This is a genomic window from Neoroseomonas lacus (assembly GCF_014644535.1).
GTDB classification, from domain to species: Bacteria; Pseudomonadota; Alphaproteobacteria; order Acetobacterales; family Acetobacteraceae; genus Neoroseomonas; species Neoroseomonas lacus.
The window spans coordinates 249453-273296 of the sequence record NZ_BMKW01000007.1; the positions used below are offsets into that span (position 1 = coordinate 249453).

Genomic DNA, 23844 nt, shown 5'->3' on the forward strand with positions numbered 1-23844 from the left:
GGAGACGCAAAGAGAACGCGCCCTTCGCGACTGATGTGGAAGGTTCTGGCGCCCATGATCGCGCCACAGCCCAGATCTCCCGCGGGATGGCGAGCCTTGCGAACACACGAGCCCGACCGGCTGGCGGCGAGACAGGGCCTATCCCGATCCTTGGCTGCAGGCAACTGACGACGCGCGGAAGCAGCCAAAGTCGGAGACTTCACGAAAACGCCTCACGGCGCCGCGTTGTGAGGATCGCCAAGCCGTGGTTCGCTTCTCGCCCGACGCTCGGGTGGGTCGGGCATCTGACGGATCGCAGGGTCAACCAGCAGGGAGCGGAGTGAAACATGGCTTTCGCTGTGGACTGGCACGGATGCAGCAGGTGGATGGCATGACGACATACGATCAGGCTCACCGCTTGCTCGCAATCCAGTCGGCGAAGCTCGGGTCGAACAAGGCGATGATGACGAAGCTGCAGGGAAAGGACCAGCTCTGCCGGCCTTTCGAGATGCAGATCGCCTTCGTGACGGCAGAGCCTGTCGCTGACGTGAAATCAATGCTCGGCGAGGCCGTGTCGCTCGAATTCGGCTCGTCTCTCGAATTCGGCTCATCGGATGCGCCGGGCAGCGACACGCCGACATTTCCCGCCCGGCGCCCATTCCACGGGATCATCCGCAACCTCGCGCGCGGGCGGCCAACGCATGAGGGCGAATTCGAATGGCGCGCCGAGGTCGTGCCCGCGGTCTGGTTTCTCTCGCTCACCTCCGATTGCCGCATCTACCAGAACGTCAGCATTCCCGAGATCGTGAAGGATGTCCTGGATCGCCACGACGTGACCTACACGTCGAGCATCGTTGACGATGATTATCCGAAGCTCGAATTCTGCGTCCAGTATCGTGAATCCGCCCTCGACTTCATCACACGCCTCATGGAACAGGCCGGCATCTTCTACTGGCATGACCACTCGGAGACGGCGCACACGCTGGTGCTCTGCGACAACAATAGCCAGTGCCGGGACATGAACACGCCAGAGATCACGGTCCGCGCCACCCATAGGGAAAGGACGATCAGGCGGATCGACGAGCATTTCGAATTCCGGACCGGCCGCTGGCAGGTTCGCGACCACAGCATGCTCAACCCGGTCGATGCAGTTTCTGCCGCGTCCCGCGCCGGTTCGGACCGAAGCGTCGCGAAGATGAGCGACCATGAGCGCATCGAGTATCCCGGCCGCTATCTTGCGAAGTATCATGGCGCGACCGACACCCTGCCCGAGGTCAGGTCAAGCGACGCGACCAGGATGGCGGATCTGCTGATCGGCGCTGAGGAATCGCGTTTCAATCGGCAGGTCGGCGAGAGCAGTTTCGCCGCCTTCGACGCCGGCGCACGGATAACGCTGGATGTGGACGAGAATCCGAAGCTGCTGATCATCGAAGTCAGACACAAGGCCGAGGACTATAGCCACTGGACCATGGAAGTCGGCGGCAAGCGCGAGGTCTCCGCGCCCTTTTATGAAAATGACTTCGTCTGCATCCCGTTCGAAACTCCGTTCCGGCCCGAACGCGCGACGCCGCACCCCTTCGTTCATGGACCGCAGACTGCCGTCGTCACCGGCGCCTCGGGTCAGGAAATCCACACCGACAAATTCGGCCGGGTGAAGGTGAAGTTCGCCTGGGACCGGCACGGGCCCGACGATGACGGATCGTCGTGCTGGATCCGTGTCTCGCAGGGCTGGGCCGGCACCAAATGGGGACAGATGCACCTGCCGCGCGTCGGGCAGGAGGTCATCATCGACTTCCTGGAAGGCGACCCTGACCGCCCGATCGTGACAGGGCGCGTCTACAACCAGCAGAATGAGGTGCCCTACGATCTGCCGGCCAACAAGACCCAGGCCGGCATCAAGTCGCGCTCCTCGCAGAACGGCTCGGCGGCGAACTTCAACGAGATCCGCTTCGAGGACAAGAAAGGCGCGGAGCACATCTTCGTCCATGCCGAGCGCGACCTCATCACCGAGGTCGAGAATTTCGAGACGCGCTCCGTCGGGATGGCGACGGTGCCGCAATCTTCCGCTCTCGGCACGGGCGACCGCCACACCGGCATCAAGCGTAACGACATCATCGATGTCGGCGGCAATCTGGGGGAGACCGTCCACGGCTCCATGACCTGGGACGTGACTGGCGCCGTGGACGAGACCTTCCACTCGACCGAGACCCGCACTATCACCGGACCCTTCAGCGAGACCGTCACCAACGCCTACACCATCTCGACGCCGTCGACCTACTCGCTCACCGCCACCACGTCGATCAGCTTCATTTCCACCGGCCCGATCCTGGCGAACAGCTCCGCGATCATCAACGTGGTGGCGCCCACGGTGAATCAGGTCGCGCCGTCCTGGTTCAAGTCGGGCAGCGCGGCCGGCGACGCCTATGGCTTCAAGATGGGCATCGCCGGGCTGAAGATCGACATCGCCACGATCTCGATCGGCATCGTGCCGGTGCTCAAGTTCGATGTCGCCGGCATCAAAATGGACAATTTCGGCATCGCCATCAAAACCGGCGGCCTGGAACTGAAAAACAAGACGCTGAAGGCAAAGACCTATGCCTTCGCGATCAAGACCGGCTTCACGATCGTTTCGTGAGGACCGGGAAAGGCGATGCGCGGCGCATGGCAACTGGCATTGTTGATCGGCGTCCTCGGTGCCGTGGTCCTCGGCGTGCCGGCGCTGATCTGGGGACCGGGCTATCTTCGCTATCGCGAGGAGATGCGCGTCCGCGCCGAAGGAACGCCGGCGCGGGCGGTGATCCTCGGGCTCGAGGATACCGGCAAGCGCTTCAACGACACGCCCGAGATCATCGTGCGCCTGGAAATTCACGCCGAGGGACGGCCGCCCTGGCGCGCCTCGGTGCGCCGCATCCTGTCGGTCGCCGAGGCACCGGCCTTCACGCCGGGACGGGAGATCGCAGTGCGCTACGACCCACGGCACCCCGACAGCGTCGCGCTGGCCCCGTGACGGCTGCGCCGCGATGAAGACCTTCAAGCCCCTGGCGCTGGCGACGATGTCGCGCCCGATCGAGTTCCAGCGTCGTTTCTTCCTCGGCGTCTCCGCCATCAGCTTCTGCCCGATCGGCCACCGCCCCGCGCTGCTCGGCGAAGTCGCCATGTGGAAATTCCTCGCCGATGCGCTGCCGCCGGGGACGGCGCTCGACACAGCCCTGCCCAAGACCGCGGCGGAGTTTCTCGTCACCGGCAGCGCCTTCGTGCCGGGCGGCGTGCCGGCCCGCACGGTCACCGCCACGGTGACGCTGGGCAGCGTGACGAAGCAACTCGCGGCGGTCGGCGACCGCTGGATCCAGGACGGCGTGGCCACCCAGCCGCTGCCCTTCGTCGAGATGCCGCTGGGTTGGGATCGCGCCTATGGCGGCCCCAAATTCGCGCAGAATCCGCTCGGCCGCGGCATCGAGGAAATGCCGATCCAGGGTGTGGGCATGCGCGTCCGGCTGCCCAATGTGGTCCTGCCGCAGGGTGTCGCGAAGCCCGATACGCTGGCGCCGGTCAATTTCGGGCCGATCGACATCGCCTGGCCGCAGCGCAGCAGCCTCGCGGGCACCCATGGCCAGCGCTGGCTCGAGCAGGAGTTCCCGGGCTTCGCCAGCGACATCGACTGGCGCATCCTGATGACCGCCCAGCCGGACCAGCGCTTCGCGGGTTTCCTCAAGGGCGACGAGGACTACGCCCTAACCAACCTGCACCCCGAGGAGCCGGCGCTCACCGGCCGCCTGCCGGGCATCCAGCCGCGCATCCTGATCCAGCGCCGCGGGGCGGAGCGGCTCGAGGAAGTCCCGCTCTCGCTCACCACGGTGTGGTTCTTTCCCGCCCGCAAGCGCCTGGTGATGATCCACCACGGCCGTGTGCGCGTGCAGGAGGAAGATGCCCGCGACGTTGCGCGCCTGGTGCTCGGTGCCGACATGCTCGGCGCGCCGCGGCCGGCCGCAGCCTTCCAGGAGGTGGTGACCGCCCGGATGCATCCGGAATACGGCACGCTGGAAGCCCTGCGCGACAGCGCCCTGGTGCCCGCCGACCTCATCGTCCCCGACCCGGACATGGAGGCGGAGCGGCAGATGAACGAGGAGCAGGGCCTGCTGCGCAAGCGCGGCCGCGCCCGGGAGCTGCGCGAATACGAGCGCGAGCGCCAGCGCCTGACCGCTCTCGGCTTCGATCCCGCCATCCACGGGCCGCCGCCGCCGCGCGCCGAGGAACCGCTGCCCAGCCTCGAACAACTTCCCGCGGTCATCGAGCGCATCCGCGCCGAGGCCGAACGCATGAAGGAACAGGGCGAGGCCTTCATGGCCGCGCGCGAGGCGGAGGCCGGCGAGGCCGCGCGGGCCGCCGGCATGACGCCGCCCGATCCGCGCAAGAAGCTCTCCGGCCCGCCCCCTTTCTCCGCCGAGCGCAAGCGCGCGGAACTGGAGGCGGCGGCGGCAGACATCGAAGCCCGTGGCGACGACGCCACGATGCTGCGCGGCTTGCTCGCCGACCCGGCGACGATGCAGATGTGGCGCGAAGCGGAGGAAGGCGAGCGCAAGGGCTATCTGCTCAGCGCCGACGGCCAGGCGCCGGCGCCGCCGCTCGATGCTGTCGCGAATGCGGCGCTGCGCGCGCGGCTGATGAATGGCAAGCGCGACGGACGTCGGCTCAACCTGTGCGGTGCCGACCTGTCTGGCCTCGACCTCACCCGCTTCGACCTGACGGAGGCGTGGCTCGACGGGGCCAATCTCAGCGGGGCGAATCTGTCCAACGCCATGCTAAAGCGCGCCGTGCTGGCCCATGCGCGGCTTGAGGGCGCGCGTTTCAGCGGCGCCGATCTCGAGGACGCCAATCTGGGCCGTGCCATGCTGCGCCAGGCGGACCTGTCCGATACCGTGCTGCGCGACGCGGTGCTGCGCGGCGCCGACCTGCGCCAGACGCGGCTGCAACGTGCCGACCTCACCAATGCCCTGGTCAGCGAAGCAATGTTCGAAGGCGCCGATCTCAGCGGGGCGCTCGCCGCCAACATCGTGCTGCATGAGGCGAGCCTCGCCGGCGTCATCGCGCATGGAACGCGCTTCGATGCCGCGGTCATGGTGAAGACGAACCTGCAGGGCGCCGACCTGTCGGGCGCCTTTCTCGCCAAGGCGAGCCTGATCGGCGTACGCGGCGCCGGCACGCTGTTCGTCGGCGCCGAGCTGCGCGCCACCATGTTCGTCGACAGTTGCGACCTGCGCGGCGCGCGCTTTGCCGGCGCGAAGGGCAAGGGGGCGAATTTCCGCGGCAGCAATCTCGAAGGGGCGGTGTTCGACGGCGCCATGATGGACGGGGCGGATTTCTCCGACTGCAACCTGCAGGGCGCCTCCTTCGACCTGGCGCGGGCGCGCGAGGCGCGCTTCATCACCGCCGATCTGCGGCACGCGCGCCTGACCCGCGCGGACCTGATGGGCGCATCGCTCGCGCGCGCCGATATCCGCGGCACCGACCTCAGCGACACCAGCCTCTACGAAGCCGACCTCGCGCGCATCCATGGCGACACCGAAACCCGGCTCGATCGGGTGCAGCGAGCGCGCGTGCGGCTCAACCCGCGACGGAGCCCGCCCCCATGAGCCGCGCGATGATCGAGGCGCTGGTGCGCGACGGCGAGGTGCTCGGACGACAGCACAATTTCGCCGGGATGGACCTGTCCGGCGCCGACATCTCAGGCGCCATCATCGAGGAGGCGAATTTCACCAACGCCAATCTGCGCGGGGCGAATATCCGCGAATCCATCCTGACCCGCACGCATCTCAACAATGCCGACCTGTCGGGCGCCGACCTCGCCCAGGCCAGCTTCGTCGAATGCGCGATGTCGCATGTGCGGCTGGATGGCGCCAAGGCGTCGATGTGGAACGCGGTGTCCTGCGGGCTGCGCGGCGCCTCCTTCGCCGGGGCCGACCTGCGGACGGCGAACCTCGCGCAGTCGCGGATGTCGCGCACCTCCTTCGTGGGCGCGAACCTGACCAAGGCGCGCTTCATCAAGAGCCGCACGGAGGGCATCGATCTCTCCCGCGCCATCTGCGAGGACACCGTCTTCATCGAGGCCGACCTCGTTCATGCGGGGCTCGTCGGCACGCGGCTTATGCGCACCCTGTTCCTCGACTCCACCTTCGCCGGCCGTTCGATGGAGGGGCTGAGCCTCGTCGGCTGCCAATTCAACGGCAGCAACCTCACCGGCTGCAACTTCTCGGGCGCCGATCTCACCCAGGCGGGCATGCAGACGGCCAAGGCGGCCGGAGCGTGGTTCGAACGCGCGGTGATGGCGAAGGCGATCCTGATGGGGGCGGATCTGAGCGGCGCCGTGCTGCGCGGGGCGGATCTGTCCAACGCCATCCTCTCGGGCGCCGACCTCACCGAGGCGGATGCGACCGGCGCGCGGCTCTACCAGGCGATCTGCGTCGGGATGAAGGCGCCGCGCGCGCGCTTCGGCGGCTGCGACATGACCTATGCCGACCTCAGCCATGCCGTGCTTGACGGCGCCGACCTCGCCGGCGCTACGCTGGTGCGGGCGAACCTGCACCAGGTCAGCGACGTTGGCGGGCGCATCCCCGATCGCGGCCGGGCGCTGAAGCCCGATGCCGAGCGCGCCGAGGCCGATCTGTGGCAGCGGCGCTGGCAGCCGGGCTGAACGATGCGGGCCGACCAGGATAGCGACAGGAACAGCCGATGAACGCGATGACCACCGTCACCATGGCAGACGGGACGATGCAGGTGGTGGCCGAGGTGTCCGCCCGGGACGGTACCGCCCTCACGCTGCTGGCCGAGGGCCAGCGGCTGGCCGCGCGGCGCGCCTTTTCCTGCCTCGTCGAGCCCGAGCCGGGGGATCGTGTACTGGTGGCGCGCAGCGGCGGCGCCGCCTATGTGCTCGCCGTGCTCGAGCGGCCTGGCGCGGCGCCCATGCGCGTCGCCCTGCCCGATGGCTGCTCCATCGAGGCCGAGGGCGGCAGGCTTGATCTCGCGGCCGGCACGCTGGTGCTGCGGGCCCGGCAGGGCGAAGTGGTGGTCGATGCGCTGGCCGTCAGCGGCGGCACGGCCACCCTGCGCGTGGGCACGGTGACGCTGATCGCCGAGGCGATCGAGACGCTGGCGCGGCGCGTGATCGGCCGCTTCGGGCGCAGCTACCGCTTCGTCGAGGAGAGCGAGCAACTGCGCGCGCGCGACATCGACCAGCGGGCCAGCGGGCATCTTCACCTCAAGGGCGACACGGCGAGCATCCAGGCCGGCGCCGTGGTGAAGGTCGACGCCAATCAGATCCATCTCGGCTGAGGGGGCAAGGATGTTCGCCAATACACAGATGATGGGGATGGACCTCGCCTTCCCCGATGTCTGCCTGACCCCGGCGGTGCCGGCGCCGATCCCGATCCCGTATCCGAACATCGCCATGGGCCCGACGGCGATCCCGAGCCAGTTCACCACCCTCATCATGGGTGCGCCGGTCCACAACATGGCGACCACCACGCCGCTGACCAATGGCGACAATGCGGGTGTCGCGACGGGCGTCGCTTCCGGCACGGTGATGGGGCCGTCGCGCCACCTGCTCGGATCCTTCACCACGCTGGTGGGCGGGATGCCGGTGACGCGGCTCACCTCCATGTCGCTGCAGAACAGCACGAACATGGTCGGCGCGCGGATTGTGCCGAGCCAGGTGCGGGTGCTCGTGCTGGCGCCTTGAGGGCGCGGACGGTTGGTGCGTCGACCCTGCGTCGGGCATGCCATCGACGGCGCCAGCTGAACCGGCGCTATGGACGGCAAGGAGCGAGGGCTGGCCGTTGCAGGCATGTCGGCGTGCAATGCCAGCAACGGCGGTCGCGGGATCGAGCTTGCGGCGCTGGCTGACGTGATCGCCATACGGACGCATGCCGCGCGCGGTCCTCATTGGGCGCTCAACGCAGGTCGCGTCCCGAGAGGTTCTCTAATCGCGGTCGCCAAGCGGATCGATGGTCGGCACCGCCGGGCTCATGGTTCTCTTCGTGGTCGGCGAGCGCCGCCACACCATGGCCTTGGGTGGGTTCGGGTGGGCCAATGTGGTGTTCGCCATCGCCTCCGCGTTCACGGAGGCGGGCAGCGATGGGATCGGCCTCAACCCTCGCCCTCGTCCCGGCGGGGACGAACTCGTTCGGCCGACGATGGCCGGTAAAGCTTCAGGCCAAGGCCGGTGCGGCGCCGGTGCAGCGGAAGTCGGCGCCATCACGCCACATGCGGTGGAGAATGACGGACAGCTTCCGAGCGACTGCGACCTTCGCCTTCGTGAACCCCGACCGCTTCGCGATGGCAAGGCCCGAGGCCTGCAGGGCCGAGGGGGCGGCGGATCCGGGTCAGGATCACATTCGCCGCCTCGTAGAGATGGGTGCGTACGCTCCGGTCGCCGCACTTCGACACGCGCCCCGTGCGGTCCACCTCGCCCGAGGCGTAGCGCCTGGGCGTCAGGCCGAAACAGGCGCCCACACTCGTCGATTGCCGGAACCGCGCCGGCTCGTCGATCCCGGCCCAGACCGAGAGCGCCACCACAGCATCCTCCCCTTTCAGCACTTGCAGATCGTCCACAGCACCGAGAGTTTGCGCGTCCCATTCCCTGGTGGATGATCCTCAGCGGCGGTGCCGCGCTAGTGCTCCTGCTTTCCGCGGGGGTCCCGATGGCAATCGAGTCAGCGGGTAGCCCGTGCGTCGCATCGGAGAAGCGTGCCCTTCGCTTGAACATGGCGGCGAACGCGGAGCGTCGCCGCGAGCCAAGGGCAGGTCCGTATAGCGTCATGATGAACGACATGACGGCCGCCGTGATCAACGAGATGGCCACCGGCTACTTTGCCTCCGTCTCAATGCGATCAGCATGGCCGAACGTCCCTGTGGTGCTGTCTTGCGGCATTACCTATTGGCGGAGCCTGGTGGCCCCGGGCATCGTGGACTTCGCGCGCATCGCCAACCGAGCGGGACCACCGCGGTAAATTGAGCTGCTGTCGGTGGGGGTTTGCTGGCCCGCTTCGCCGGAATTGGCGCCGCCGGACGGCGGGATCGCTGCGGCACGCGAGGCCCACAACGTGCAGGTTGAGATGCGGGCCTGCCGCTGGCGTGACCTTCGGCGCACTGCCCGCACCGGCATGACGCGCCTCCCCGTCGCCGCGACGAGGGTGGCGATGCGGCCTCCGGCCGTGGCTTCGGAGATGTTGCTGCGCCGCCCACCGCCTCGGCATCACCTTCCTTGAGCGGTAGCCAGTTGCGTCCGGGGTTCCGTTCATTCGGCTTGGGCTTCATGCGGATCAGCGCAAAGCCACCCCGCATGCGCTGGCCAAGGAGCACGAATTTCAGATGGCCGGCCGCCAAGTCCTCGTCCACCGTCTGTCGATTGACTGGCGCCCACACGCCATGGTCCCAAATCTCAACGGTCCCCGCGCCGTATTGGCCCTGCGGAATAGTTCCGGCGAAGGTGCCATAGCGGAAGGGATGGTCTTCCACCTCAACCGCCAGGCGCTTGATGGCGGGGTCCTGCAAAGGCTCACTGGTGACCGCCCAGCTTTTCAGGACACCGCGCCATTCCAGGCGCAGGTCGTAGTGCAGCCGCCGCGCGGCATGCTTCTGCACAACAAAGGTAAGCTGCTTGCCGCTTCGCCTTGTCGCTGCGCCGGGTTCCGGCGTGCGGGCGAAGTCGCGCTTGGCTCGGTAAGCCTCCAGCGCCCGCGCCATGTCAGCCAGTGCGGCGCCGGGTAGGCTTCGCGCGGCTGGCCGTCGACTTGCCCTTGGTCGCCTTCGTGGCTTTCGTCGCCGGTGCCTTGGCCCGAGCGGATGCTGCGCGCGCCGGCGCCTTCGTCTTGCCCCCAGACAGACTGCGCTTCAGCGCCTCCATCAGATCGATGACCTTGCCCTTTGGCGGCGGGGGCGCGGAAACGCCAGCATCATCCCCGTCCTGCTTGCTCCGGATGAGTTCGCGCAGCGCCTCCTCGTAGTGCTCCACGAAGCCCGAGGGATCGAAGGGACCTTGCTGCTGGGAGATGATCTGCTCGGCGATGTGCACCATCTTCGGATCGGCCTTGCGGACGGGGATGCTGTCGAAGACCTCCGCTTCTGGGCGGATTTCGTCGTGGCTTCGCAGGGTGGTCACAATGATACCCTCGCCACGCGGTTCCAGCGCTACCATGCGTTCCCGGGTGTGGATTACAACGCGGCCAATGGCGATCCGCCCGCTCCGTCGCAGGGCCTCCCGGATCACCACGAAGGCCTCAATTCCCGCCTTCTCTGACGGTGCGAGGTAGTACGGGTCCTCCCACCAGATACGGTCAATGTCATCGACCTTCACGAATTGCTCAATGTCGATGATCTTGGTGCTCTCAAGGCGAACGCTCTTGATCTCTCATCCGTCAGCAGGACGTAGCGGTCTTTCTCAATCTCGAAGCCGCGCACCAGGTCGCGGCGTTCGACCTCCACCCCGGTCTCCGCATCCATCGCTACCTGGCAGATTCGATTGCCAGTCTCCGGGTTGATCAGCCGAAAACTCACGTCTCCAGCGCGCGACGTTGCTCCGTAGAGAGCGACGGGGCAGGAGAGGAGGGAGAGGCGCAGATGGCCCTCCCAACTCGGACGCTGTGCCATGGCCGAGCAACGGCGGTCATCGGCATTGGATTGCAGGTTGAGCTATCCTCTGGCGCCGGACGTCCGCCGCGCGGCGAAGCCCATCCCCCCGCGGCGATCCCTGCGCTGCCTGCCCACGTGGCATTCCAGATGGGCGGCATGGAGGTCGCGAAGTTCGCTGGATCGAGGCTGCGCGTCATCGCCACGATGAAGGAGTTCGGCGGAACCGCCGTCAGCGCAGAGCGATATTGGACCCTGCCGCTTTAACCACAGCCAACCCATTGAAAGGATTGGCGTCCCCTACGGACGCCTGTTCGGAGTTCGTCGTAGCCTGCGGTGGCCTGCCATAGAGTTATAACACTTGGATATTGCACGATTTTATGGTCGCTACGGTTTTCTATGGCCTGGGGCTGGCGCATCCTCCGTAGAGGGGCGGTAGAGGGGCAGCTAGCCCCACCCCTCCCCGCGAGCCAGACCGAGGAGGCCTTGAATGCCCCGTTACGCCCAGCCGCTGACCCAGCGCCGCCTAGAGACGCTGAAGCCGAAGCCGAAGAAGTACCGCATCCACGATGGGGATAATTTGCTGCTTGAGGTGCGGCCGACCGGCACACTGGCCTGGTTCGCGCGCATCCGAGTGGACGGCAAGCGCCGTGACATGGGCCTGGGGAGCTATCCCGATGTGGGACTGGCGAAGGCGCGCGAGCTAGCCCGCGCGGCTGTCCTGGCGGCCAGGACAGGCGCCGACCCAATCAAAGAGCGGAATGGGGCAGTTGCCGCCCGCGCCGCAAAGGCTGTGGAGGTGCAGCGGACCTTCGCCATCGTGGCGGAGGAGTACGTCACGATGGCGGCCCCCGGCTTCAAGCACGCCCGGACGGCGGCGCTGTGGCGCACCTCGCTGAAGAACTATGCCCACCCGGTGCTCGGCATCATGCAGGTGGCCGAGATCGATCGTGAGGCGGTGCTGCGAGCGATCCAGCCGGTTTGGACTTCGCGCCCCGCGACAGCGCGCAAGGTCCTGCGCCGCATCGGTTCTGTGCTGCGGTACGCGGCGGCGAAGGGCTGGCGGCCCAATGACAATCCCGCTGATGCGAAGATGCTCCGCATGCTCGGCCTGCCCGCCCTGCCGGCCGGCACGTCCTTCCCTTCCCTGCCCCACATCCGCATGGCCGACTTCATGAAGGCCTTGGTCGCCGCCGAGGGCATTGCGGCGCTGGCGCTCCGCTTCACCATCCTGACTGCCGTGCGCTCTGGCGAGGCTCGCGGCGCCCGATGGTCCGAGATCGCCTTCCATGGCGATGTGCCGACTTGGACCGTGCCGCCCGACCGCATGAAGGGGAAGAAGTCGGTGCAGCGGTCGCCGCACCGCGTGCCGCTCCCCGCCGGCGCCATCGAGGCGCTGCGGCTCGCCGCGCAGGCGGCGCTCCATGAAGACGTGACGCGCGACGAGCTGGCCGAGGTCGCGGTGAAGCTCGGCCGGACGCTGATCTTCCCCTCCGCGAAGGAGGACACGGCGCTCTCCGACATGGCACTGTCGGCCGTGATCCGCCGCATGAATGCCGCGCCGGCCGATGCTCCCGACACCCCGCCGACCTGGGTGGACGCAATGGGCCGGGCCGTCGTGCCGCACGGCTTCCGCGCCAGCTTCAGGACGTGGGTCGCAGACACCCGCCCGGCAGATGGCGAGGCGGCGGAGAAGGCCCTGGCGCACGAGGTCGGCACCGCCGTCACCCGCGCCTATCACCGCAGCGACCTGTTCGATCAGCGGCAGGGGCTGATGGAAGCTTGGTCGCGGCACTGCGCCGGCCGCGCGCAGCTGAAGGTGGTGGCATGACGGGGCGCAAGAAGAAGGAAGCGGGGCCGCCGACGCTGAAGGAGGCACTGGCCGGGCCGGATGGCGAGGCCATCCGCATCATGGCGCTGCATCGCTTCATCGAGTTGGGTGGAGGGCGGTGGGGGCCGAAGGCATACCAGCATGGCGCGCCGCCTGGTGATGGCGACGCCTTCATGACGACCGAGCAGGTTCTTGAACATGGCGGCACGGTGCCCGTTCCGCACAACCTCACGATCAAGCGGTCCGAAGAGAGCGGCGTGACCTTCGCGGAACGAGGGCGCCGTCGCACGGACGGCTCTGCCACCTTGGCTTGGTCGCACCAGATACTCATCCTTGCGGCGTGCGGCGCCTGCATGATGAGCAACCTCGCCCCTCCGACGCCTGCGGACTTCGAGACGCTGGTCCGTACGCTTCACGCAATGCAGCACGAGGCCGACATCCGCACGGCGCTTAGACACTACCAGGACGGGCATGAGCATCGCCGCCTCCACGCCGCCGAGGAGGCCTTCGCCGAGCCCGTGCCGCGTGTTGCCGAGAGCGACGTGGATGGGATGTTTTCGGCAGCGCGCGACGTTCGCGCCGAACGCGCACTCGCGGCCAATGTGAAACGATGTAGCGAGGAAGATCGGGACGCGCGCGACGCCGCTCTCAGGGCGCTCGCCGATGGCGAGTTAGTGCCGGAGATGCTGGCCGCGCCGGTGGCCCTGGCCGAAGATGGCGCAGCGATCGACGTGGACGAAGTGGACGCCGCCTTCGCCGCACTCGGCAGGCTGCTGCTCACGGCAGATCGCAAGAAACTCGCGAAGGTCCAGCTTGGTGGTCAGTTGCGCGACGCGCTCAGGCGCCGTGTGAACGCGATGCTGGCAGGCGCGCCGCCGCATCCGATGCGCGGTATTGGCGAGTGGGAGGTGGCGTTTCTGCGGGGCGCGCGCTAGGGCGCGTCCTGCAGTGGGCACAGCAATTCATCCAGCCGCGCTATCGCCTTGCGGAGTGCGGTCTTCGCATTGGGGTCGTTCCCCTTCTGGATCAGTGCGTCGCAGTTCGACAGGAGTGCGCGGAGTTTCCCACCGTCGAGGGATATAGGACGGGGGAGCGCCTGGACCGCGAGCGCCACATCGCGAGCTTCCGTGACGTCCTTGGGCTCAAGCCTCTCCCCTGCCAGGAGCCGCTTCAACTTGCCCTGAACTGCCCTTCCTGGCGCTGCGACGTGCGCCCTGTCCGAAGATGAGAGCCGTTCTCTACAAAGCTGCTTCTGCTTCCCTGGTGCGGACGGGTTCCCGTCGATGAAGGCGATGAGTTGAGGGTGTGACAGCCCAGCAGCTTTGGCGAAGTAGCGAATCGGCAGCCAATCGCTTCCTGAAACCTCGACGGCGCAACGGAGGTAGTCGGTGGCGTCCGCGGTCAGCTTATCGGCCAGGAAGTCCCGTCGCATCTCTTCGCGCGTTACCAGGCCCTTCTTCGTAACAAGAGTGGTGGTCGGCTGCACATCGCCAACCAGGCGCAGGGCGGGCGCACCAGTGCGCTCATCAAACTCGCCTTCCTTGATGAAGGAGAGGCGTTGGATGATGGACTCGTCGAGTTGGATCACCTGTTTGCCGTCCATGAGTTGTCCGGCGCTGAGATCCGCGATCATCGCTCGGTCAGGGCCTAGACTGAGCAGCCTACCGATCATGGGCATGATGTCGGCGCGTGCCTGAGCGTCGCGCTGGTCGAGCATGGCACGAAGGTCGGCATACGAAATGCGCCGAGACTGACCCGAGTAGCGGAAGAAGATGTCTCCTTCACGAATGTCGTTGCCGCCCTCCGCTCGTGTAGCAATGATGGGCCGGCTTGGGTGCAGTTCGACATGCAGAACGCCGACGCGCTTGCCGGCGATGCTCACGACTGCTCGCCGAAAACTCGGCGTCGGGTCGAAGGTCGCTCGGAGGCGCTTAGCGATCTCTGATGTGTCTATCGTTGCGAACTCGTCGCTCGATAAGCCGAGCACGGTGTGGGGGTCTGTCGAAGCCGCGTCGCCGACGCCGAAGAGAACATATCCGCCCCGATTGTTCGCGAGGGCGGCCACTGCCCGCAGCCACGCCGACGGGTGCCTCAACCCGAAGCTGGTCTTGCACTCCACCTGATCGGTCTCGCCGCTGGTTAGGCACCACACGCCGCGTGCGTTCTCACTGAACATTTGGCGAAGTGTTGGCTCTGCCATGGGACCGGTGTCGCGGTCGGCGGCAGCAAGCACCACGGCGGGCACCGCAACCGAAGGGGAGCGCGTCGCGAGAAATGCATCAAGGTCGGCATCGGGCGCAGGCGAGATGCTGGAGGAGTCGCCATACTTCCCCGAAGCGATATCTGAGATGCGCCCGCTGTTTACAGGGCGGTCAGGGCGGTTGAAGAAGAACTGAATGTCGCGGCCCGCCATGTGACGCGCGAGCATCGCCTTAATGAGTGCGATCTCCTCGTCAGTGATTGACCTGCGAGCCATGATTTGTCGCAACCTTCCAAAGCAGTTTCTGCTAGCCCGACCAGCGGGCAGACAATTGGCTCGCGCCGTGCCGATTAGCGAGCGAGAGGAAGCGATCGTAGTCAATACCCACATAAGGAAATCGTTCTCTTTAGAGAGAAATTCGGGCGCGGTGTAATGTGGCGCCTTACGGAGTCGGCCATGGGATTGCTCACAGAAATTCAGGAAGCCCTGCTCACTGATGGGTCGAGCATCGCGCATGCACTGTTGAAGCTGCGCTTCCTCGCGAGCCGCATCGGCAGCGATGTGCTGGAAGGTTGGGTGCAACACGAAGTGGAAGGCTACCCGAAGGAGGTGCCCGTCCCCGACTATCGGAAGATCGCGGTGTTCTATCGGGGTAGCTTCGCGGGCGGCTTCCAGAGCATGCAGAACGCGCCTATCCCTCCCCACCTCATCTCGCAGCTCGCCGGTGAACGCTGGCTGACGGAAGAACTCCGCTTCGGGATGGCAGTCGTGGATGACATGATTGCGCGCGCCGAGAAGGGGTCTCAGTTTTCGACCAACTGTGCCGACCTTGTGCTGCTACTCGACGATAAGGTGTTCAATGGGATGCACTGCATCGCGGTGAACGGCTTCTTCGACGCCAGCGCACTGGTCAGTGTGCAAGGAACCGTCCGCGCGAAGGTGCTCGATCTAACGGTCAAGCTCGAACGCGCGGTCCCCGCAGCCAAAAGCATCACGCTGAAGGAACCGGTCAGCGCACTGCCCGCTGCGGACGCTACCCGCGCGGGCCAGATCACGCAGATCACTGTCTATGGCACCTTCAACCAGGTCACGAGTTCCGGCTCGGGCGACGTCTCAGTGAACGTGGCGCAGGGCGATTTGGACGGCCTTGTTCGCGCGCTGGCGGCGAAAGGCATGCCTGAGAGCGACGCCAAGGAACTCGCCGTAATCGTGAAGGACGAGAAACCCGAGAGCGCGGACAAGCCATTCGGTGCGCGCGCTCGCACCTGGATGGCGAAGAAGGCGGGCGAGGCTGGCGGCGCCTTCTGGAATGCCGGCCTCAGCGCCGCGACGGAGGCGGCGAAGGGCGTTGTGAAGGGGTTTCTGGGCCTACCGTAGCCAGCCATTGCAGCTTCGAGCGATGAAGTTAGGTGGCGGCACTCACCTTCGGCTGCGCCTAGTAAGGCTTGGCATCCGAGTAACCACGCCGCGCGAGAAACACCAGGAAGTCCTGGCCAAGCGGGGTCAGCGCCAGCATGTCTTCCTCGGTTTTGGCCACCAGCGCCATGCGGGTTAGGAAGGCCAACCATTCATCGAACGAGCCTTCCTTATAGAAGCCTGGGTAGTCGCTGATGACTGCATCAAACCGCTTCCGAGCATCCGCGAGAGATATTCGTCCTTCGCTTCCGAGCATGCGGAGGCCGCGAATCTGGCTGCCATAGATCACGCGGTAGATGCGCTCGAAGTCGGCCTCAATACGGGCCTCGGAAAGCAGCCTGATCAGGCGGTCGACGCGATCCTCCTGCGGGACGCCTTCCTTCTCAAGGGCAACATGAAGGAGCCGTTCAAGATCACCTATTGCCTGCGAGCGGTCCAAGCCGGGCAAGTCTTTGAGTTTCACCTCACCGGGCTCAGTAGGGCCGGAGGAATTCGAAGAGGCAGTTCGAGCGATGGCGCCCACCGCAGCGGCAGCCATGGGGCCGGCAAAGGCGGCAGCTGCGTCAAATATGACTGCCCCCGGCATTCCGAAGAATTTGGGCCAGAATTTGCTTGCGGCGCGCTCGACCTTCCTTTGCTCAACCTTTGGCGTCGCAGGATCGAGTTCGATGCCGGTGGGCAGCTTACGAAGGCGATTGATCAGGTCACGGAGCTCTGACCTGAACAAGAAGAGGAAGGTTGCCCCGCCAAGAAATGCGAAGAGGGGCAGCGCGGTTCCCTTCGCCAAATCTACGAAGGCTAAGAACCAAGGCAGAAACTGTGGCCACGCTGGGCTGGTGGATGCGGCGGTTTCCATGCCGAGATGATTGGACGATCATTCCTCATCGCGCAATAGTGAGGCGAGAAAGCCCCGCCGCAATTCGCGATGGACGCGATTCGGCAGCAGCGCTGCTCTCTGGAGGAACGCCACGAATGGCTGACGGCACCCAACTGCCGAGCGACCTGATCACTGTCCTACCGCCGCCGCCGAACCGCGTCGGTAAATGCACGGGCGGCGCGGAACACCATCTGTCAGAAGGCGCGGTCATGCTCGCCTTCGCCTTCTATCTGTTCCGCACCGAGCCCAGACTTGGGCACGTCGCGATGCATCCGGACGGGGAGCACGGAAAGCGGTTCCCTTTCCTGGACAGAATGGGCGCCAGGGGCTTCAAGCTGACGAAGCCGATGGGCTCCACAGACTACGGCGGACTCTATGGGGCGGCGGACGGCCGCTCCGCGCTGATCAACCCGAAGCCGGGCATGGGCGACGTGATCGCTGACCTCGGCGACGCCAGCTTCGTCGCTGAGTGCAAGGGCGGCATCATCAATACGACCCATCCCGGCCAAACATCGCGGCTGCGGAGCGGGCTGTGCGAGGCCATCGGCCAATGCCTCGCCACACCCATGCGCAACGGCCAGCGGCAATTCGCGGTGGTGCCGCACACCCGCACGACGATGGCGCTGGCGCAGCGCATGCAGGAGCGCGCGGCGGCGGCCGGCATCGAGATCGCGTTGGTGGATGGGAGCGGCGAGGTCACCATCGTTGGAGGTTGACTGCCGGCCTATCACGCACCGCCGGGCTGCTGATCGCCTGGATCGTCATCGGCATGCGCTACCGCCGTCTGGATCCTCTGACAGATTGAGGAGCGTGTACGTGATCCGCGGCGATGCGCCTCGGCGTTCGGTCTCGCGCACCCAAAGCGACAGGCACATCAGCGCGCGGTAATCGCGCAGGGCATCAAACTGGCCGAACGGCTCCGCAAGCCGCAGCAGTAGCTCGGCACCGTGCTGAAGAGGCCTAGCGCTTCGGAACGGGGCGATTTGGTCTTGGAGCGTTTCGTTGCGTTGACATGCACTCTCGTTTCCAAGGTAGTATGTTGTTGCTGGACGGCCGGGAAGGTGTGATGACGAAGCCCAAGAAAAGCTGGTTGGCTATTCAGTTAGCAGCCACCGCCGCGGCGCTACTCGCCTTCTTTCTGGCTTGGCCAGAGCATGCGTGCGCTCAGAATTCAGAAGGCGCGGAATTTGTTCCTTTTGGTGGCAATTCGGACGAATTGGCGAGGATCATTGAACCTTACGGTCATGTAGACCTTGCGGCCCGGTGGCTCACGCCAACAATTCCGGTGTGTTGGGCCTCGCCAGCTGGGCAGTTCAGCGCAGCGAAAGCCATTGTGCAACGCGCAGTGTCCGGCCCGGATAGCCCATTCGAACAGCACTCCGCATTGCGGTTTGTTGGCTGGCGGACTTGCGATGATGGCAATGACGGAATTGCCATTACAATTGCTGATGAGCGCGCTTGGTCACAAGTAGGACCGCAGGTTGGCGAATTCCTTCAGCCTCCACGCCGAACCCAAATGCTCTTGAACTTTGAGCTAGCGCAGTGGCCATGCTATACTGATCGAGAGCATTGTATAGTTGCAGTAGCTAGACACGAATTTATGCATGCGGTCGGAGTTCTCCATGAGCATATTCGACCTGATGCCCCAGAGCCGTGTCGCTCTGGGCATTCTGAGCAACGAGACTTCCGTGGAGCTCGCCCTCAATCCGTCACAGATTACGATCCAGACTCAATAATGAACTACTGCAACAATATATATCGACTGTCACGGCCCCCAACATTGAGTCGGCTTGACATATTGACAATTCAATATCTCTACGGCAGGAGGCAGCCATGATTCGGATCATGCTCCTCGCACTTGGAATTCTTGCTGGTGCGCACGCTACAGTCGAGGCGCAGGTCTTCTGGAACACGGAACGTCGCCAAGCCGTTGTAGCGGTTCGAGCATTCGAGGATCAGAATGCCTCGGGAAGACCGGAAGTAGGCACAGGCTTCTTCGTGTCTGGAAGTGGATTTTTCGTCACGGCGGCGCATGTCGTACAACGCGCACGACGCGTCCAGTTTAGCCTGGAAGGCACTGGCGGTCCCTGGATTGACTTCAGTCCAATCGGCACGCAAGCGTTAGGGCACGACTTAGCTCTCTTGAAGGCGCCGGAGCGGCCGACTCCTTACCCCTTGCTGCCGTTGGGCTGCCCGGAAACTGTTGCACGAGAAACGACACTCCGATTTGCGGGATTTCCTTTTGGGCGAGATTTCGATTCGCGCCAGGCAACGGTCTCTAGTAATTTCGGAGCAGCAGGCGGCCTCCAGGTGGATGGTAATGCTGCGGGAGGCTTTAGCGGCGGGCCCGCCCTCGATGCCGGAGGTCGTGTCGTCGGTGTAATTAGTGCCGGTTTAGCTGGCAACCCTGGCTTTCTTCAAATTGTGCCGATGTCTAGAGTGCGCTCTGGCTTGCAGAATTTCGGGATTTTTGTGCCCCGAGAAGGTGAGTGTGTATCACCACCACCAACCGCATCAGGAGCTGATGTTCTTGGTGTACGTCTCGGAATGACAGAAGGAGAGGCGATCGGGAGCTCGCAGCGTCCATTACGGAGGCGTCAAATCCCACAAGGATATGCACTGTACCATGAGCCGCCGAATAGGTGTATTGGCTATCGCCCCTGCGAGGGCATCTTCAATATAAACTTCGATGGACCAATTCAAACCGCGCGCGTTAGCGGCATCTCATTCAGCTATCAAGTCACAGATATCTACAATTATTCTCGGCATCAGAATGAATTAAATTGGTGCATTGGCTCACAGCCCGAAATAATCCGAGATCGATTCCTTCGCGTGGCAGAAGCTCAGAATTGGCAACCAGTCCGCGAGGAGGGGCATTTCTACGGCCAACAGCGAAATAGTTTTTATTGGGCAATCTGGCAAACTATCCCAGAGAATAGGGATAAATTTCAATTGAGATTATCGACGCATAGGGATCCGCATCCAGAGCTTAGGTCTCTTGAAATCTTGACCTGTGCCTGGGAATTAACGATTGGCGCCGCAACGCGGCCAGCTCCTCGATCCCCAGCCAGGCTCCCGTAAGCTCAGCGCAAGTCCGCTTGGAGGTCACTCTCGGCCGTCGACATTTCGGGTCAAGCCAATTCGGTCAATCCTTAAAAGGGAGATCGGAACCATCCAGATCGCGGTGGCGCGCTGCCGAACTCGGGGGATCGCGCCGGGGCGTCGCGGCGAGCGGGCACTGACCAGGGGCGCCGCCGCGCCAACGCCCCGCCAAGCCAATTCGGACAAACCTGAACGGGGAGAGCGGGACCATCCAGATCGCAGCGGCGCGTCGCCGGGCGCGGCGGATCGGCGTGGTGCGCTCTGGCTTGGAGATCAGCCAGCAGGACGATGCCGACGCGCGCCGCCTTGCCGGCTGAGAGGGCCGGTAGCCCGTGCGCCGAAAGGTCCGCGCGCCGTCGATAGAGGGGCCGGTGGGAGGGTGACCTGCGCGGCCGGAGCATGATGCCCAGGCCCGGACCCGGATTGCGCCAGATGGATGGCGTCCGAGGCAGGCTCCGTGCCCGGCGGCGGGCGCGACCGAGTCCGGCACGAGGCGGCCGGGTGGTGGGACGGGCCTCGGGGCACAGGCCCCTGCGCGGCTGGGCAGCCGTGGTCGGGCGTCGGCTCGCCGGGGTCGGGCTGGTACAACCCTACAGCGAATGGGGCTGAGGCGGACGGGCGACCACGGGAGACGCGGCGAGTGTCTGTGGTCGAAGTGGGGGCGAGGCTGGCGGCAGCACCAGCAAGCGCGGCGTCTGGTGTGGTGCCCCGGCGTCCGTCCGCCCGCGACGGCCGACCGCGACCGAAGGCTGGCGGAGGCGCGCCGTCGCGTCCATGGGTTTGGGTTTGGGTTGACCCCCACTCCCCTACCCCTCCTTCTATAAATTCCCTCCTTCTTCCTTCGAATTAATTCTAGGCCTAAGTGGAAAGGCGGGTGATCGGCGGACCCAAACCCATGGACGCTGCGGCGCGCAATAGCTCTCGGCAGGTTGCCGTGGCGCGCCGCAGGGCGGACGCAGTTCACCTCCGCCCCCCGCCCCTGCCCCTCACATGGGCCGCCCACCGACCTCCTTCTTTGCGGCCTCCTGCGCTGCCGCCAGGAGGCCAGGCCCTTCCCGCAGCCATGAGCGAATCAAATCCCTCCGCTCCGCCAGCAACGCGTCAACGCCATGCATTTCGACGTAGACCTCGCTGGGCTCCAAGGCCGCCAGCACCTCCATCGCAGATGCGTCCAGGCGCGGGCGATGAACGATGCTGCCGAACTTCACCCCACCCAATCTCGGATCGAGATCGCCCGCGCTCTTCAAGCCGACATCGCCAAGCCCCCCATCGAACTCTTCATACCTAAGGTGACTTCCGAGTGTGGCGCCCTCGCCCCGCTGCATCTGGAAGTGATCGCGGGCGATGCGCGACGACAGCGCGAAGGGCTTGCCCTTCCGATCCCTCTCGACGAATTCGACGAGGTTCACCACGTCCTTCACCTCGTCCGGACGCCCAGCCCTCGTCACTTCCATCTTGCGCGTCGTCATCGGCGCATGGGCACCCGGCTGCACGTAGCCTTCGCCCTCTGCCTTGCCGTCGCCGAACCGCAGCGCCCAATCCATGATGGCGGCGAGCCCATCACACGCGAGCCATTCCCGCAGCGCGCGGAACTTCGCCAGCGACCAAGGCGTCTCGGTCACCTCGGGCGCGAGCCACCGCCGATCATCGTCGTCCAGCCGAAGTGCACGCATCGCGTTCGACGACGCGATGATATGTATCCAGTTCTCGACTTTGTACTCCTTCTCGAACTTCTCGTTCACTGTGGCTGTTGATTCCGTGATGGTCGACTTGAGCCCATTCTGAGTCGTCCAGTTGTGTCCGTGATAGACCTCGTTGATGATTGCGAGCCGCCCATTCGCGACCCAGGGGTTGAAGTTGGCGGTGATCTGATTCGCGTTCGGCACGGTGACGTTGTGCGAGCCAACCAGAGGGTCCAAGATGTGCATCGCGAGCGTTGTCTTGCCGGTGCCAGGCTTCACGCTGATCAACAACATTGCGTATGCCATGCGAATGTCCGGCCGCGCGATGAGCGTCGCGCACCACCGCGCCACCTGCCTGCGGTCATGCTCAGTCGTGATCAGGTATTCGAGGAACCCCAACCACATCGATGCATCCAATGGCGCGCCACCGCTGCGTAGGCGCTTCACCCCCTCTTCGTAGTGGCGAGAGTGCCGGAAGGTGTTGATGGCGGTGCCGTTGTCCATGCTGATCACATCCGACGGCGCCCTATTCGGAGAGTACGTCATCGTCGCGACGCCCTCGCACCTTTTCATCATCAGGGCTGCCACGTTCTCCACCTCGGAGAACTTCCTTAGTGCACCGTTCGCGGTATCCGCGTCATAGTTTATTGTCGTGTTCGCTCGGTACACGAAGCGCCGCAGGTTCCGGACATAGACCCACTGCTGCGCGAACTCCTTCCGCAAGACGAACTTCGGACGGCCGCGCGCGCCGGTCATGATCATCTCCGTTGCCCACGTTGCCGGTTCCAGCAGTTGCGAGAACTTCGGCCCAATGTAGATGCGCCGGTCCCCTTCGCCGGGCTGCTTGCCTTTCACCGACTTGAACATGGTCGCGGGGAAGTCCTCGGCCAGATCGAACGCAGGCGGCCAATCGCCGCTGGCAAACTTCACATGGATGACCGCTACACCAGCAAGGTGCTTGCTGATCTCTTCGACCGCCGCCTGGCCCAACGGATCGCAGTCGGCGACAACGTACACGAACTTGATGCCTGCCTTCTTGAGAACCGACCAATCGGTGCGCTGCGGGTTCGGGGCGCCGCCGACCCACCCCAAGTGTGCCGCGTGCTGAAGGTCGCGCGCCCATGGATGTTCGGCGAGCTTCTCCATCATGGCCGGCGTCTTCGCCTCGATCATCTCGCGGACGGCTCGCGCAGCCTTGGCGCCTTCATGGAGGAAGACGGTGGAGTTGTCGGCGAGTTGCTCCATGCCCCACAGCGGCAGCAGCCCATCGGGCTCCGCAATGCGCCACTGCTGATCGCTCCAGAAGGTCCAAGCGCGATACTTCCACCCCTCGTCCTCTGCGCGAGCGCGTTCTTGGAACATGATGATCCGGGGCTTCGCGATACCCTGCGGTACCTGATGCGCTGCTTCCCGAAACTCGAAGAGCCGGCCTTCACGTCGCGCAATCTCCATTGCGACGGGTGCGTCGCCCCTTAGGCCATAGACCGGCTGCAACTCCGGCCACGGTGCCGAAGCAAGTTCCTGAGCCAGCACGCTCGCCTCGGCCTCAGTTGGAGCCAGGGGCTCGGGCGCCTTCACCTCACCATTGCGGTTGAAGGTGATGTAGGCCACGTCGCGGAAGTAGCCCTTGCCGTCCGGCTCCGACACGACGGCATTGCGGAAGGACTTCATCCGCGCACCGATACGGTCGAGATACGCGCGGACAGACGGCAGCTGATCCAGATGGAAGGCGACCTTCACCCCGTCGTCGCGGCCCCCCGCATCACCACCTGCACCGCCCGCCGCATCGCCCGGCGCCGCGTCCTGCGCATCAGCCAGGTGCACGGCATCCGCCCCACCATGGCGATCACCATCAGCACGCGGGACACCGCTGCCGCTGTCACCGACAGCGCCGTTCTGATCTTTCTCATCGAGCGCGGCCCCCTTGGGATCAACACGATCCATGTTCGGAAACTCTCCTCATGATTAGCAATTCGATCATTTGCCAAACTCAGGAGACCCAAGGGAAAATCCGCCTGCGCTGATCCCCTTGGCGCACTCCTTGAATAGCAATTCTTCCGCGCCGATCCCGCTGCTCACGGGGTCGGCGCAACTGCGTCAGGATGACGCTTCCTGCGCGGTGCGCGGGCCGCTATTA

18 protein-coding genes and 1 pseudogene are annotated in these 23844 nt (G+C 65.1%); 13 read left to right on the forward strand and 6 right to left on the reverse strand.

Going from position 1 to position 23844, the window contains the following annotated elements:
- The first annotated feature begins 244 nt into the window (after positions 1–244).
- Genes IEY36_RS15440 through IEY36_RS15465 form a run of 6 tightly spaced genes read left to right on the forward strand, consistent with a single transcriptional unit; the run spans position 245 to position 7711 of the window.
- Positions 245–2614 (forward strand): type VI secretion system Vgr family protein, encoded by a 2370-nt coding sequence (locus tag IEY36_RS15440; protein ID WP_188968151.1) that lies wholly within the window; start codon positions 245–247, stop codon positions 2612–2614.
- A gap of 15 nt (positions 2615–2629) precedes the next feature.
- A complete protein-coding gene (locus tag IEY36_RS15445; protein WP_188968152.1) occupies positions 2630–2986 on the forward strand; it encodes a DUF3592 domain-containing protein in 357 nt (118 codons plus the stop codon).
- A gap of 13 nt (positions 2987–2999) precedes the next feature.
- On the forward strand, positions 3000–5609 hold the full coding sequence (locus IEY36_RS15450) for a DUF2169 family type VI secretion system accessory protein (RefSeq protein WP_188968153.1): 2610 nt from the start codon (positions 3000–3002) through the stop codon (positions 5607–5609).
- The gene (locus IEY36_RS15455; RefSeq protein ID WP_188968154.1) at positions 5606–6667 is read left to right on the forward strand and encodes a pentapeptide repeat-containing protein; all 1062 of its coding nucleotides are present in this window, start codon (positions 5606–5608) and stop codon (positions 6665–6667) included. Before IEY36_RS15450 ends, IEY36_RS15455 begins: the two co-directional genes overlap by 4 nt.
- 38 nt (positions 6668–6705) lie before the next feature.
- Positions 6706–7305, forward strand: a complete 600-nt coding sequence (locus IEY36_RS15460) for a DUF3540 domain-containing protein (RefSeq protein WP_188968156.1) — start codon at positions 6706–6708, stop codon at positions 7303–7305.
- Positions 7306–7315: 10 nt separating this feature from the next.
- On the forward strand, positions 7316–7711 hold the full coding sequence (locus IEY36_RS15465) for a DUF4150 domain-containing protein (RefSeq protein ID WP_188968158.1): 396 nt from the start codon (positions 7316–7318) through the stop codon (positions 7709–7711).
- 515 nt (positions 7712–8226) lie between these two features.
- Here IEY36_RS15465 and IEY36_RS15470 read toward each other — a convergent pair.
- Positions 8227–8583, reverse strand: coding sequence for a transposase (locus IEY36_RS15470; RefSeq protein ID WP_188968159.1), 357 nt, complete (start codon positions 8581–8583; stop codon positions 8227–8229).
- 218 nt (positions 8584–8801) lie between these two features.
- On the opposite strand from IEY36_RS15470, the gene IEY36_RS15475 reads away from it, so the two are divergent.
- Complete coding sequence (locus tag IEY36_RS15475; RefSeq protein WP_229681360.1) at positions 8802–8981, forward strand: hypothetical protein; 180 nt, start codon at positions 8802–8804, stop codon at positions 8979–8981.
- Here the strand turns inward: IEY36_RS15475 and IEY36_RS15480 are convergent.
- Both IEY36_RS15480 and ku read right to left on the reverse strand, forming a co-directional pair.
- Positions 8902–9717, reverse strand: coding sequence for a DNA polymerase ligase N-terminal domain-containing protein (locus tag IEY36_RS15480; protein WP_188968162.1), 816 nt, complete (start codon positions 9715–9717; stop codon positions 8902–8904). The genes IEY36_RS15475 and IEY36_RS15480 overlap by 80 nt on opposite strands.
- A 1-nt stretch (position 9718) precedes the next feature.
- Positions 9719–10620, reverse strand: a pseudogene (gene ku, locus IEY36_RS15485) (non-homologous end joining protein Ku).
- A 469-nt stretch (positions 10621–11089) separates the two neighbouring features.
- Here ku and IEY36_RS15490 point away from each other — a divergent pair.
- Positions 11090–12430, forward strand: a complete 1341-nt coding sequence (locus IEY36_RS15490) for a tyrosine-type recombinase/integrase (protein WP_188968164.1) — start codon at positions 11090–11092, stop codon at positions 12428–12430.
- Positions 12427–13365, forward strand: a complete 939-nt coding sequence (locus IEY36_RS15495) for a hypothetical protein (protein WP_188968166.1) — start codon at positions 12427–12429, stop codon at positions 13363–13365. Before IEY36_RS15490 ends, IEY36_RS15495 begins: the two co-directional genes overlap by 4 nt.
- Here the strand turns inward: IEY36_RS15495 and IEY36_RS15500 are convergent.
- Entirely contained in the window at positions 13362–14906 is a 1545-nt protein-coding gene (locus IEY36_RS15500) for an ATP-binding protein (RefSeq protein WP_188968168.1), read from the reverse strand. The two genes, IEY36_RS15495 and IEY36_RS15500, sit on opposite strands and share 4 nt — an antisense overlap.
- A gap of 180 nt (positions 14907–15086) precedes the next feature.
- Between IEY36_RS15500 and IEY36_RS15505 the strand changes: the two genes are divergently transcribed.
- Positions 15087–16007, forward strand: coding sequence for an AbiTii domain-containing protein (locus IEY36_RS15505; RefSeq protein WP_188968170.1), 921 nt, complete (start codon positions 15087–15089; stop codon positions 16005–16007).
- A gap of 58 nt (positions 16008–16065) precedes the next feature.
- On the opposite strand, the gene IEY36_RS15510 is transcribed toward IEY36_RS15505, so the two are convergent.
- Positions 16066–16902: a hypothetical protein gene (locus tag IEY36_RS15510; RefSeq protein ID WP_188968172.1), complete on the reverse strand. Its 837-nt coding sequence runs from the start codon at positions 16900–16902 to the stop codon at positions 16066–16068.
- Positions 16903–17018: 116 nt separating this feature from the next.
- On the opposite strand from IEY36_RS15510, the gene IEY36_RS15515 reads away from it, so the two are divergent.
- The 3 genes from IEY36_RS15515 to IEY36_RS15525 all read left to right on the forward strand — a co-directional run bounded on the left by IEY36_RS15515 (position 17019) and on the right by IEY36_RS15525 (position 20004).
- On the forward strand, positions 17019–17639 hold the full coding sequence (locus tag IEY36_RS15515; protein ID WP_188968174.1) for a hypothetical protein: 621 nt from the start codon (positions 17019–17021) through the stop codon (positions 17637–17639).
- Positions 17640–18439: 800 nt separating this feature from the next.
- On the forward strand, positions 18440–18760 hold the full coding sequence (locus tag IEY36_RS31350) for a M12 family metallopeptidase (RefSeq protein ID WP_373290327.1): 321 nt from the start codon (positions 18440–18442) through the stop codon (positions 18758–18760).
- Entirely contained in the window at positions 18757–20004 is a 1248-nt protein-coding gene (locus IEY36_RS15525) for a S1 family peptidase (RefSeq protein WP_188968178.1), read from the forward strand. The genes IEY36_RS31350 and IEY36_RS15525 overlap by 4 nt, the downstream gene beginning before the upstream one ends.
- A 1007-nt stretch (positions 20005–21011) precedes the next feature.
- Here IEY36_RS15525 and IEY36_RS15530 read toward each other — a convergent pair.
- Complete coding sequence (locus tag IEY36_RS15530) at positions 21012–23651, reverse strand: DUF5906 domain-containing protein (protein WP_188968180.1); 2640 nt, start codon at positions 23649–23651, stop codon at positions 21012–21014.
- Positions 23652–23844: the final 193 nt, after the last annotated feature.

What these genes read in the sequence shown, in the direction of transcription:
- IEY36_RS15475 (WP_229681360.1), top strand. Translation starts at nt 8,802, where the DNA reads ATGACGGCCGCCGTGATCAACGAGATGGCCACCGGCTACTTTGCCTCC.
- IEY36_RS15490 (WP_188968164.1), top strand. Translation starts at nt 11,090, where the DNA reads ATGCCCCGTTACGCCCAGCCGCTGACCCAGCGCCGCCTAGAGACGCTG.
- IEY36_RS15445 (WP_188968152.1), top strand. Translation starts at nt 2,630, where the DNA reads ATGCGCGGCGCATGGCAACTGGCATTGTTGATCGGCGTCCTCGGTGCC.
- IEY36_RS15450 (WP_188968153.1), top strand. Translation starts at nt 3,000, where the DNA reads ATGAAGACCTTCAAGCCCCTGGCGCTGGCGACGATGTCGCGCCCGATC.
- IEY36_RS15460 (WP_188968156.1), top strand. Translation starts at nt 6,706, where the DNA reads ATGAACGCGATGACCACCGTCACCATGGCAGACGGGACGATGCAGGTG.
- IEY36_RS15495 (WP_188968166.1), top strand. Translation starts at nt 12,427, where the DNA reads ATGACGGGGCGCAAGAAGAAGGAAGCGGGGCCGCCGACGCTGAAGGAG.
- IEY36_RS15500 (WP_188968168.1), bottom strand. Translation starts at nt 14,906, where the DNA reads ATGGCTCGCAGGTCAATCACTGACGAGGAGATCGCACTCATTAAGGCG.
- IEY36_RS15525 (WP_188968178.1), top strand. Translation starts at nt 18,757, where the DNA reads ATGATTCGGATCATGCTCCTCGCACTTGGAATTCTTGCTGGTGCGCAC.
- IEY36_RS15510 (WP_188968172.1), bottom strand. Translation starts at nt 16,902, where the DNA reads ATGGAAACCGCCGCATCCACCAGCCCAGCGTGGCCACAGTTTCTGCCT.
- IEY36_RS15465 (WP_188968158.1), top strand. Translation starts at nt 7,316, where the DNA reads ATGTTCGCCAATACACAGATGATGGGGATGGACCTCGCCTTCCCCGAT.
- IEY36_RS15515 (WP_188968174.1), top strand. Translation starts at nt 17,019, where the DNA reads ATGGCTGACGGCACCCAACTGCCGAGCGACCTGATCACTGTCCTACCG.
- IEY36_RS31350 (WP_373290327.1), top strand. Translation starts at nt 18,440, where the DNA reads ATGCTCTTGAACTTTGAGCTAGCGCAGTGGCCATGCTATACTGATCGA.
- IEY36_RS15480 (WP_188968162.1), bottom strand. Translation starts at nt 9,717, where the DNA reads ATGGCGCGGGCGCTGGAGGCTTACCGAGCCAAGCGCGACTTCGCCCGC.
- IEY36_RS15455 (WP_188968154.1), top strand. Translation starts at nt 5,606, where the DNA reads ATGAGCCGCGCGATGATCGAGGCGCTGGTGCGCGACGGCGAGGTGCTC.
- IEY36_RS15505 (WP_188968170.1), top strand. Translation starts at nt 15,087, where the DNA reads ATGGGATTGCTCACAGAAATTCAGGAAGCCCTGCTCACTGATGGGTCG.
- IEY36_RS15530 (WP_188968180.1), bottom strand. Translation starts at nt 23,651, where the DNA reads ATGGATCGTGTTGATCCCAAGGGGGCCGCGCTCGATGAGAAAGATCAG.